12 protein-coding genes are annotated in these 10,224 nt (G+C 67.9%); 5 read left to right on the top strand and 7 right to left on the bottom strand.

What is annotated here, in order from left to right:
* The first annotated feature begins 106 nt into the window (after positions 1-106).
* Positions 107-2,884: a DNA mismatch repair protein MutS gene (gene mutS / locus DPQ64_RS16525; protein WP_115865409.1), complete on the top strand. Its 2,778-nt coding sequence runs from the start codon at positions 107-109 to the stop codon at positions 2,882-2,884.
* 124 nt (positions 2,885-3,008) lie between these two features.
* Here the strand turns inward: mutS and DPQ64_RS16520 are convergent, their stop codons facing one another.
* From DPQ64_RS16520 to DPQ64_RS16500, 5 genes are all read right to left on the bottom strand, one after another.
* On the bottom strand, positions 3,009-3,326 hold the full coding sequence (locus DPQ64_RS16520; protein ID WP_157971757.1) for a hypothetical protein: 318 nt from the start codon (positions 3,324-3,326) through the stop codon (positions 3,009-3,011).
* A 306-nt stretch (positions 3,327-3,632) separates the two neighbouring features.
* Positions 3,633-4,127 (bottom strand): DUF192 domain-containing protein, encoded by a 495-nt coding sequence (locus DPQ64_RS16515; protein WP_115865407.1) that lies wholly within the window; start codon positions 4,125-4,127, stop codon positions 3,633-3,635.
* A gap of 243 nt (positions 4,128-4,370) precedes the next feature.
* Complete coding sequence (gene nucS / locus DPQ64_RS16510) at positions 4,371-5,117, bottom strand: endonuclease NucS (RefSeq protein WP_115865406.1); 747 nt, start codon at positions 5,115-5,117, stop codon at positions 4,371-4,373.
* A gap of 77 nt (positions 5,118-5,194) precedes the next feature.
* Positions 5,195-5,764 carry a DUF6735 family protein gene (locus DPQ64_RS16505; protein ID WP_115865405.1) on the bottom strand — a complete coding sequence of 190 codons (570 nt, stop codon included), beginning with the start codon at positions 5,762-5,764 and terminating at the stop codon, positions 5,195-5,197.
* A gap of 102 nt (positions 5,765-5,866) precedes the next feature.
* The gene (locus DPQ64_RS16500) at positions 5,867-6,241 is read right to left on the bottom strand and encodes a winged helix-turn-helix transcriptional regulator (RefSeq protein ID WP_115865404.1); all 375 of its coding nucleotides are present in this window, start codon (positions 6,239-6,241) and stop codon (positions 5,867-5,869) included.
* 135 nt (positions 6,242-6,376) lie between these two features.
* Between DPQ64_RS16500 and DPQ64_RS16495 the strand changes: the two genes are divergently transcribed.
* The 4 genes from DPQ64_RS16495 to DPQ64_RS16480 all read left to right on the top strand — a co-directional run bounded on the left by DPQ64_RS16495 (position 6,377) and on the right by DPQ64_RS16480 (position 9,096).
* Positions 6,377-7,396, top strand: a complete 1,020-nt coding sequence (locus tag DPQ64_RS16495) for an AIR synthase family protein (protein ID WP_115865403.1) — start codon at positions 6,377-6,379, stop codon at positions 7,394-7,396.
* A gap of 60 nt (positions 7,397-7,456) precedes the next feature.
* On the top strand, positions 7,457-7,867 hold the full coding sequence (locus DPQ64_RS16490) for a hypothetical protein (protein ID WP_115865402.1): 411 nt from the start codon (positions 7,457-7,459) through the stop codon (positions 7,865-7,867).
* A gap of 259 nt (positions 7,868-8,126) precedes the next feature.
* Positions 8,127-8,537, top strand: coding sequence for a DUF5518 domain-containing protein (locus DPQ64_RS16485; protein WP_232820610.1), 411 nt, complete (start codon positions 8,127-8,129; stop codon positions 8,535-8,537).
* 244 nt (positions 8,538-8,781) lie between these two features.
* Positions 8,782-9,096: an ASCH domain-containing protein gene (locus DPQ64_RS16480; RefSeq protein WP_115865401.1), complete on the top strand. Its 315-nt coding sequence runs from the start codon at positions 8,782-8,784 to the stop codon at positions 9,094-9,096.
* 261 nt (positions 9,097-9,357) lie between these two features.
* Here DPQ64_RS16480 and hisE read toward each other — a convergent pair whose 3' ends face one another.
* Both hisE and DPQ64_RS16470 read right to left on the bottom strand, forming a co-directional pair.
* Positions 9,358-9,633 (bottom strand): phosphoribosyl-ATP diphosphatase, encoded by a 276-nt coding sequence (gene hisE, locus DPQ64_RS16475; RefSeq protein ID WP_115865412.1) that lies wholly within the window; start codon positions 9,631-9,633, stop codon positions 9,358-9,360.
* Positions 9,634-9,713: 80 nt separating this feature from the next.
* Positions 9,714-10,166 carry a bifunctional nuclease family protein gene (locus DPQ64_RS16470; protein WP_115865400.1) on the bottom strand — a complete coding sequence of 151 codons (453 nt, stop codon included), beginning with the start codon at positions 10,164-10,166 and terminating at the stop codon, positions 9,714-9,716.
* Positions 10,167-10,224: the final 58 nt, after the last annotated feature.

Genomic DNA, 10,224 nt, shown 5'->3' with positions numbered 1-10,224 from the left:
GGCCGGGGAATTTCCCCGGCCCGCGCGGCGGCGCGGCCGAGCAGCACGGCGGAGCAGTCGCGCGGTTCCGAGGGGTATTTCGGTCCGGAACGCGTCGAGTCCAGTCATGGACGCGGCGCTGGGGGCACCCGAGAAGATGGCCGAGCGGGCCGACGAGCTGACGCCGATGATGCGCCAGTACTACGAGCTCTGCGACGAGTACGACGACTCGCTGGTGCTGTTTCAGGTCGGGGACTTCTACGAGACGTTCTGCGAGGCGGCCGAGCGCACCGCGCGGCTGCTCGAAATTGCGCTGACCAAGCGCGAGGACTCGACCGGCACGTACCCGATGGCGGGCATCCCCATCGACAACGCCGAGTCGTACATCGAGACGCTGCTCGACGCGGGCTACCGGGTCGCGGTCGCCGATCAGGTCCAGGACCCCGAGGAGACGACCACCGTGGTCGACCGGGCGGTCACCCGCATCGTGACGCCCGGGACGCTGACCGAGGACGAACTGCTGGCGAGCGACGACAACAACTTCGTCGCGAGTCTGACCGCCCAGGCCGACCGGTACGGCCTCGCGCTGCTCGACGTGTCGACCGGCGACTTCTACGCGACCAGCGCCCGGCGGGCCGAGGCGGTCGCCGACGAGGTGAGCCGGTTCGCGCCCGCCGAAGCAATCGTCGGGCCCGAGGTCGGAGCAGCGGCCGACGGCGAACCGAGTGCGGGCGGCGTCGACGCGGACGGGACCGTCTTCGACGCCGACTGCATGGTCACGCCGTACGACCCCGCTTCCTTCGAGCGCGAGGCGGCGGCCGAGCGAGTCGAGGCGTACTTCGGCTCGCCGGACTCGCTGCTCGCCGGCGACGCGGAAATCCGAGCCTGCGGCGCGCTGCTGGCGTACGCCGAGTACACCCGCGGCGGTGCGGTGACCGACGACGAGGGCGGGAACAGCGAGGCCGAGGATGGTGAGGACAGGACCGCGAACGGCCGCCTCGACTACCTCAACCACCTCACGCGCTACGAGCCGCGCGAGTACATGCTGCTCGACCGGGTCGCGCTGTCGAGCCTCGAACTGTTCGAGCGCCGGACGGTCCACGGCGACAGCGGGGTGACCCTGCTCGGCGTGCTCGACGAGACCGCCTGCGCGCTCGGGAGCCGGCGGCTCAAGGACTGGCTCCGGCGACCCCTGCTCGACCCCGAGCGCATCGAGGCGCGACTCGACGCGGTCGAAGAGTGGACCCGCGACGTGCGGGCCCGCGAGGCGGTCCGCGAATCGCTGCGGGACGTGTACGACATCGAGCGGCTCGTCACCCGCATCTCCCGCGGGCGGGCCAACGCCCGGGACCTGCGCTCGCTGCAGGCGACTCTCGACGTAGTGCCGGGCCTGAAGGCCGAGATGGCGGGCTTCGAGAGCGAGACGGCCCGGGAACTCCGCGCGAATCTCGACGAACTCGCCGAAGTTCGGGACCTCGTGGACCGCGCCATTCAGGAAGATCCGGCCCGCGAGATCACCGAGGGCGACGTGATCCGGCCGGGCTACGACGACGAACTCGACGAGCTCCGCCGCACCGAGCGCGAGGGCAAGCAGTGGATCGACGACCTCGAAGCCCGCGAGCGCGAGCGCACCGGCGTCGACTCGCTAAAGGTCGGGCACAACTCGGTCCACGGCTACTACATCGAGGTCACGAACCCCAACCTCGACTCGGTGCCCGACGACTACACCCGCAGACAGACCCTGAAGAACGCAGAGCGGTTCTACACGCCGGAACTCGAGCAGCGCGAAGACGAGATCCTGCAGGCCGAGCGCCGGGCCGACGACCTCGAACACGAGCTGTTCCGCGAGGTGCGCGCGACGGTCGCGGCCGAGTCCGAGCGCGTGCAGGCGCTCGCGGACGCCCTCGCGGAGCTCGACGTGCTCGCCGCGCTCGGGGAGGTCGCGGCCACGCGGGACTACGCTCGCCCGGAGATCGTCGGCGAGGGGGACGCCGACCGCGGTATCCGTATCGAGGGCGGCCGCCATCCGGTGGTCGAGCGAACGCAGGACTCGTTCGTGCCGAACGACGCTCGACTGGGCAGGGCGGCTTCGCCGCCGAACGGTGAGCGCGCCGACGGGCGCGCGAACGCCGAGGACCGCTTCGCGGTCGTCACCGGCCCGAACATGTCGGGGAAGTCGACGTACATGCGGCAGGTCGCGCTGATCACCGTGCTCGCCCAGACCGGGAGCTTCGTCCCGGCCGCGGGGGCGCGCATCGACCCCGTGGACCGCATCTTCACCCGCGTCGGCGCGAGCGACGACATCGCGGGCGGTCGCTCGACGTTCATGGTCGAGATGACCGAACTCGCCGCCATCCTCCGGGACGCGACGGAGGACTCCCTGGTCCTGTTAGACGAGGTCGGCCGGGGCACCAGCACGACCGACGGCCTCGCCATCGCCCGCGCCGTGACCGAGCACCTCCACGACGAGGTGGGCGCGCTGACCCTGTTCGCGACCCACCACCACGAACTCACCGAGATTGCCGACGAACTCCCTCAAGCTTTCAACCTCCACTTCGCGGCGGACCAGACCGGCGAGGAAGTCTCCTTCGACCACGACGTGCGACGGGGCGCGGCCACCGCCTCCTACGGCGTGCAGGTGGCCCGTGAAGCCGGTGTGCCGGACGCGGTGGTCGAGCGAGCACGAGAGTTGTTGGCGGAAGCGAGTTCGGCGGAGGTGGAGGCCGAACGTTCCGAGAGCGAATCGGACGAGACCGAGTCCCAGGAACCGGAGCCGGCACCGCAGGCCATCGCCGACGGATCGGCGGACGAGCTCGCCGCGCGGCTCCGCGAGGTCGACGTGGCGACGATGACGCCGCTGGAGGCGATGAACAAGCTGGCGGAACTGAAGCGCGAAGTGGAGTGAAGCGGCCGAGTTTCGCCGAACGTTCCACAGCGACGAACAATTTGGACCGGTGGTTTTGCCGACATTCCAAACGAATCGGTCGCTCGACCAGCCAGTCAGATTCTGCGTCGTCCTCAGGGTCACTCTACGGGGTTTTTCGGTACCGTTGGGTCAGGTAGATTGCGGCGACGTAGTGGGTGAGAGGGTTGAGATACAGTACGACGCCAAGAAGCGAGAAGAGAACGCCACCGCCGACCCATACCCGCCGGTCCGGCATCCACGAACCGTCGCCATCCCGAATACCACCAGCATCGCGGTACATCGCGTGATAGAATACGGGAGTGAGAACGAGTAGTGAACCGCCGACCAACAGCTCGTACGTGGATAGCCCGAAGGGAAACGCGGTGCCGGACGTGCCAACCGCAGTGAAGGACCAAACAACGTTGACGACGGAGATAGCCACGAGACGGGTTCGCCACTGGTTTCGCCCGAGGAGACGTATCGATCCCGCCATTTTGTACTTGTCTATGTCTCCGATTTAGTGACTATAATCCTTGGGTTACGAACCTGTTCAACGGACCAATTCGCACCGCGTATCACTCACGTCGACTACTGGCAGAGTCGACGTATTCCAACAGAGCCGAGTAGGCGGTGTTCGCGCTCATCAGTCGGCGAAGCAGGTCGTCCCACGTCTCGTCGTCGCGTTTCAGTCGGAGAGTTGTGCTTTCGTCTCGTCGGAAATTCGAATATGGGCACTCATACGCAATTGTCACCCCGAAATACCGCGAACGCAATCGCCCGCGGACACGCCGTTCGCCTCGCTCCAGCCCGCGTTCGTCTCGACCACGTACCGACCGTCCCCGGAAGTCGACTCGTACAGCAGGTAGTACGAGAGCAGCGAGCCCGGTGCGTCCAGCGTCTCGAAGCCCGTGAGCTCGCCGTCGCTGGAGACGAACAGCACGTCGAGCGCGAAATCCATGTTCCGCATCGCGATGCCCTTCGACCCGGCCTCGTCGTAGACGAACAGCAGTCCCTCGCCCTCGGCCAGCGACTCGGTGCGGCTCAGGCCGACGTAGCGCTCGGAAAAGGAGTCCGCGACGTCCACCGTCAGCCGGCCCTTCTCCGTCCCGTCACAGTCGGTGACGCTGAGCTCACGCTCGCCGTCGAACTCGGCCGGTAGCGGGAGAAGCCCGGCGTGCAGCAGAACGTACCCGACCACGAGGCTCCCGCCGAGCGCGAACCACACCGCGCGTCGCCTGTCCATACCCTCACCTCTCGGGAACGGGGTTTATACGCCACGACTCGGCGCGGCGGGGGGGGGGGGGGGGGGGGGGCGCGCGCGCCGCCCCCCCCCCCCCCCCCCCGGGGGGGGCCTGCGCGTCCCCCCCCCGGGTGGGCACTGAATCGCGGACGCCACCGCGCCGCCCTTTGTCGAGGTCGGGAGCCCCGTCGAGCGCAAGTCGGTACTCCGGCAGGCGCAAGTCGGTACCCCGGCAGGCGCAAGTCGTCACTCCGGCGGCCCGAGCGAGACGTACTCCAGCCCCTTCTCGGCGAGCAGGTTCCGGGCGCGCTCGGTCACCGACGGCGCGACCAGAATCCCACGGACCTCAGCGTCGGCGTGGAGGTCCCGACCCAGCGCGTCGACGTAGCGGTCGAGCTGGCCGACCGCGTCCGGACCGACCCGCTTGCGCTTGAGTTCGACGACCACGGTCGCGTCGTGCGCGTCCTCGCCGTAGATGTCCACCGCCCCGGCAGGCGTCTCGCGCTCGGTCGCGAGCGGGACGAACCCCGGTTCGACGAGCTCGGGGTCGTCCAGGATGCGCTGGCGCAGGTCTTCCTCGGTGCCGGACAGCGCGAGGTCCCGGCCGTCGGTCACGTCGAAGGTGGCGACCCGGTCGACGCGCTCGAAGTCGACGACGAGTTCCTCCTCGGGCGCGGTGCGCAGGCTCCGGATGCGAAACTGGCCGTTGCTGGCGGCCACCTCGTGGGTGCAGCCCGGCGGCTGCCAGTTCACGGGCTTTTGGCCCTCGTCGGTGTGGACCAGCGCGGTCCCGTCGGGTTTGAGCACCACCAGTCGGTCGCCGGGGCCGAGCGTGCTCGCGGCCCGGCCCTCGTACTCGACCGTGCAGCGACCGAAGACGGTCACCATCTCGTCTGCGTCGATGGCGGCCGCCACTCGGTCGCGGGCAGCTTCGGGGTCAGGGGTGCCGACTGCTGGATCTCCGTCGGCCGAGTCGCCGTCTGCGGTCGTCACTGCGTCGGAGTAGACGGCCGAGCCACAAAAGCGGCCCGCGTCGGTGGATTGGTAGATCGATTGGAGCGCGCGCTGGCTCACTCGGGCACGATCACCTCCCGGTCGTCGGCCCACGTCTCGGCGCGCTCGGCGAGCGCGTCGCTCGCGGCCGCGGGTGTGAGCGCGCCCCGGTCGACCATCTCGGCGACCACCTCCTTCGCGCCGCGGAACCAGCCCCGGAGGTAGTCCGAGTCGTCCCGGTGAGCCTCGACCAGCGCTCCGTGGCCGACCGTCTCGCTCCGCTCGACCGCCTCGGCGTCGGCTTCGAGACCGAACCAGAGCACGTGGTAGGCGGTCACCTCGTAGTCCGAGTCGACCCGATAGAACGCCTCGTGGTGGAGGAAGTCGAGGTGGTTCGCCGCGGCGTCGGCGAGCGAGCGGTCGGTCGCCACCGGTTGGGGGTCGACCGCGAACTGGGTGTCGGCGGCGTACGGCTCCTCGGCCGAGATGCCGTCGAGCAGCGCGAAGTCGGCCCCGCCCCAGTGCGACCGGTGGAGGTCGTAGCCCGTGTCGGAGGAGTTCGCGTCGGAGGAGTTCAAGTCGGCGGCGTCTTCGGAGTCGAGCGAATCGGCGTCGCGACGGTACGCGACGAGTGCGCGGTGTCCCATCGAGACAGTTTCGTCCCGTTCTCGGATTTAAAACTACGTGTGCGAGAATCGAAATACAACCCGGGCTGTTGACTCCCCTCGGAAGAACGTTCGGCTCGCCGGTTACGAGAACGCGCCTTCCTTCTCCTCGGCGGCGGTGAGATGCTCCGCGCCCCACGCTCGCATCTCCTCGATGAGCGATTCCAGCGAGGCCCCGCGCTCGGTCAGCGAGTACTCCACGCGCACCGGCTTCTCGCTCACGATCTCGCGGTTCACGAGCCCCTTCTCTTCGAGGTCTTCGAGGCTGTCCGACAGCACCTTGCTGGAGATGCCGTCCACGTCGTCTTTGAGTTCGTTGAACCCCATCGGGCCGCCCTGAATCAGTCGGTGGACCACGACCGGGTGCCACTTCTTGCCGACGAGAGTGGCCGTCGACGTTATCGGACACCAGTCCTTGCCCGCGCACCACACCGCCAGCGGCTCTTCGGAGTCACTCATGGCCGGGGGTACTCGCGCGACGTGCAAAAAGTTACCTCTGACTATCTGATTACCGAGAGTAACTGGCCTACAGTTCGAGCCAAATCCGATAGCGAACCACCACCGATTAGTCCCGACCCACCCAACGACTCGGCGATGACCGACCTCGGAAAGGTGGACGGAGCGTTCTTCGACGAGTACATCTACCCACATCTGGGGGCCGACCGCGAGGACGTGACCCTCGGTCCGCAGCACGGCGTCGACTTCGGCGTCGTCTCGGTCGGCGGGGAGGCGGTGGTGCTCGCCAGCGACCCGCTCTCGCTGACGCCCGCGCTGGGGTTCGAGAAGGCCGCGTGGTTCGCGGTCCACGTCGCGCTCTCGGACGCCGCGGTGTCGGGCGTCCCGCCATCGCATCTCGCAGTCACGTTCACGCTCCCGCCCGAGATGACCGACGAGGAGTTCCGTACCGTCTGGTCGACGTTCGACCGCGAGGCCCGCGACCTCGGCGTGAGCATCGTGACGGGCCACACCGCGCGCTACGGCGGGTGTCGGTACCCGTGGGTCGGCGGCGCGACCGCGCTGGCGGTTGGCGACCCCGAGGACGTGGTGCGCCCCGATGGGGCCTCCCCGGGCGACCACCTGCTCGTGACCAAGGGGCCCGGGGTCGAGGTCGCCGGGTTCCTCGTCACGCTGTTCGAGGACGCGGTCGAGTTACCCCCCGAGACTATCGCCGCGGCGAAAGAGCGCTTCTGGGACATGAGCCCGGTTCGGGACGCCCTCACGGCCGCGGCCGCGGGTCCCGTCACCGCGATGCACGACGCGACCGAGGGCGGCCTGCAGGGCGCGCTGGTCGAACTCGCGCACGCCGGGGGCGTGCAACTCGACGTGGATTCCGAGGCCGTGCCCGTCCTGCCGGGGGTCGCAGCGTCCTGCGACTTCTTCGGCGTCGACCCGTGGGCCGCGACCAGCGAGGGCACCCTCGTCCTGACGGTCGAGTCCGGCGGCGCGGACGACGTGCTGGCCGCGCTCGACGACGAGGGCATCCCGGCCGCCGAAATTGGCGCGGTTCGCGAGGGCGAGGGCGTCTACGTCGACGGCGAGCGGGTCGAGGCCCCCGACGTCGACCCCTCGTGGGCGGTGTTCGAGGAGTACGCTGAGAAAGTCGGGCTAGAGTGAGGGCGGCCTCGAATCCTCGGTAACCGACGTTTTATCATGTCATGAACCGAATCGAACGCCGTGAAACGACTCTGGTTCGCGGTGCTCGGAACGCTCTACGCGGTCGTTGGCGTCTGGTTCCTCACGGCGTTCTGGTCCGGCGTGGCGACCGACCCGGCGTCGATCCTCACGGTCGCGCTCTGGTTCGGCGCGTCGGCACTGTACGTTCTCGGCGGCTTCGGAGCCTCGCTCGGTGGGCTGGACTGGTACCAGTTCGTCGGTCTCGGGAACGTCTGTCTCGGCCTCCAGCTGGTGGTCCGAGTTCCGTTCGCGCTGGCCGACGGGAACTCGGCCACCGCATCGCTCGTTGCGACGCTCGCCATGGGCGTCGGCGGGCTGTCACTTGCGTACATCGGCCTCGACTGGGTCCGCGGCGGTCGCCACTTCGACCTGTCGCGGTTCGGCGACCAGCCGGGCCCGGGACCCGAATAGCCCGCCGGGTCCTATCGATTGCACGGACACCTATCGTGGTGTTCAGATACGTACGACTCGTTCCCGGCTTCGCTCGGTGGACCACTCATCATCTCTGGTGGACCACTCATCATCTCTGGTGGACCACTCATCATCTCTGGTGGACTGAAAGGGCGAGGGGCTTTCCCAACGGTCTCACGAACTCCACTGGCGTATCTGGATAGTACCGTTCTCGGCGTGACCAACGCTTAACCCGTCGCGTGACGTACTCTGTGTGGCAATGACCAACTGGTACGCGGTCGTCGTGGGGTTTCTCGCGTGGCTCGTCATCGGGGCGATCGGGCTCACCGTCCCCGGGCTCGGACAGCTGACGGCGGGCTTTCTCGGTGGCTTCCTCGCGGGGTACATGGCGGGCGGTGGGGTCGGAAGCGGCGCGTGGCACGGCTTGCTCGCGGGGTCGCTCGGCGGCATCGTCTTCGCGGCGATACTCGCGCTGGGCATCAGCGCGCTCGGTGCGCCCGGTCTCGGCCTGCTCGCGCCGCTGGTCGGCGGGGCGCGCTCGTGGTCGGCATCACGCTGGCGCTCATCTTCGGACTGGAGAGCGCGCTCGCGGGGGCCATCGGCGGAGCGCTCTCGGGGGAGTGACGATTTGAGTAGAGGTCTGAACCAACGACGGGTTCTCGGCTGGTGAACCGACCACCCCCTGGCGGACTGAAAGGGCGAGGTGCGCTCGCGTTCAGTTCAGTCGCCTGCTCGACCTCTATCCGCGCCGATGCGGTGCTGTGCGGTGAGGCGCGGATATGTCGAGCAGCGACCGCGAGCGCGCCGAGGGCTTTCGAAAAATCGTCGTCAGCGGTAGCGGTTCCCGCAACGTATACACTTCTTGTCCGGCCGCCGACCGAATCGTTTTCCGGGTCCGGCCCGAACCCCAGCGCATGACGACAATCGACGCCGAGACCCTGCTGCCGAACGAGCGAATGCGCCGCGGAGCTACGGCGGGCGACATCGAGCAGATCCACCGCGGCAGCCAGTACGCGGAAGAAGGCGACCGGTTCGAACTCGACGGCGAAACCTTCGAGGTCGCGGAGGTCCGCGACCGGACGCTCGGCGATCTGACCGACGAGGACGCCCGGAAAGAAGGGATGGCCGATCTGGCAGAGTACCGCGAGGTGCTGAACCGCGCCCACGACCACTTCGAATGGGACGATTCGAGCGAGGTCGTGTTGCATCGGTTCGAGAACGTCGAGTAGGTCAAAACAAATCAGGGGCTGATCGACCTGCAACGGAGGAGAAGAGGTCGGAGATTGTTTTTGCGCCTTTAGCGAGAAAGCCCGGGGTCGGAATATTACACATCATGGATACCACTATTTAAGCTAGTGGTCAAATAAGCGATTAGAGTGGGCGAGACATCTCCGAAAGCCCTCGGTCGCTCGCCCTTTCAGTCCACCAGGGTAACGGTTGATTCGCCAAGCGAAGCCAGAAATTTGCCTCGTTTACCTGAACACTGCCGTTCACCGACGCTTCCGAAGTTCGGCCCGCAGGTCCGACAGGTCCATCTCCTTCATCGAGAGCAGGACGAGCAGGTGGTAGACGATGTCGGCGCTCTCGTGGGCCATCTCCTCGCGGTCGTCGTCCTTGGCGGCCAGCAGGAGCTCGGTGGACTCCTCGCCGAGCTTTTCGAGCACCGCGTTCTCGCCCTTCTCGTGGGTGAACAGCGACGCGGTGTACGAGCCCTCCGGCAAGGTCTCCTTGCGGTCCTCGATGACGGCGAACAGTTCGTCCAGCACCGGGTCTGCCGAGTCGACCGACTCTTCCGAGTCGTTCGCGGCCGCCGAATCCGTCGAGTCAGTCCCGTCGCGGTCCCCGCTCATGGTCCGAGTTCCGCGACCTCGCGGATGTCCTGTAGCTGGTCGAACTCCTCGCGGTCGCGCCGCCCCGAGTCGAACACGTCGTCGTCGACCTCGATGGGAGCGTTGGTCCGGGCCGCCAGCGCCAGCGAGTCGCTCGGCCGGGCGTCGACCACGGTGTCGCCCCGCGGCGTGTCGACGTGGAGGTCCGCGATGTAGGTGTTGTCCTCCAGCGAGGTCACCACCACGCGGGTCACGCGACCGCCGAGTTCCTCGACCAGATCGAGCGCGAGGTCGTGAGTGAGCGGCCGACCGATGTCCTCGGCTTCCATCCCCCGCGCGATGCTCACGGCCTCGTCGAACCCGATGAAGATGGGGAGCACGCCAGTCTCGTCGTCGGGCGCGAGCACCACGACCGGGACCGGCCCATCCTCGGTCATGGCGACCCGCACCGCGTCTATGTCGGCCTTCATGGCCCACCCGACGGGTGCCAGCAAGAAAAATCTGCCCTACTGGTCGGGGACCGGATCG

Origin of the sequence: Halorussus litoreus (assembly GCF_003382685.1) — an archaeon.
Lineage (GTDB): Archaea > Halobacteriota > Halobacteria > Halobacteriales > Haladaptataceae > Halorussus > Halorussus litoreus.
The sequence above is the reverse complement of the archived record's forward strand: the minus strand, read 5'-3'. Positions and strand labels throughout refer to the sequence as shown.

Excerpts from the sequence above, each read along its gene's own strand:
- mutS (WP_115865409.1), top strand. The coding sequence starts at position 107 with ATGGACGCGGCGCTGGGGGCACCCGAGAAGATGGCCGAGCGGGCCGAC.
- DPQ64_RS16515 (WP_115865407.1), bottom strand. The coding sequence starts at position 4,127 with ATGGACAGGCGACGCGCGGTGTGGTTCGCGCTCGGCGGGAGCCTCGTG.
- DPQ64_RS16505 (WP_115865405.1), bottom strand. The coding sequence starts at position 5,764 with ATGGGACACCGCGCACTCGTCGCGTACCGTCGCGACGCCGATTCGCTC.
- DPQ64_RS16500 (WP_115865404.1), bottom strand. The coding sequence starts at position 6,241 with ATGAGTGACTCCGAAGAGCCGCTGGCGGTGTGGTGCGCGGGCAAGGAC.
- DPQ64_RS16495 (WP_115865403.1), top strand. The coding sequence starts at position 6,377 with ATGACCGACCTCGGAAAGGTGGACGGAGCGTTCTTCGACGAGTACATC.
- DPQ64_RS16485 (WP_232820610.1), top strand. The coding sequence starts at position 8,127 with ATGACCAACTGGTACGCGGTCGTCGTGGGGTTTCTCGCGTGGCTCGTC.
- DPQ64_RS16480 (WP_115865401.1), top strand. The coding sequence starts at position 8,782 with ATGACGACAATCGACGCCGAGACCCTGCTGCCGAACGAGCGAATGCGC.
- DPQ64_RS16470 (WP_115865400.1), bottom strand. The coding sequence starts at position 10,166 with ATGAAGGCCGACATAGACGCGGTGCGGGTCGCCATGACCGAGGATGGG.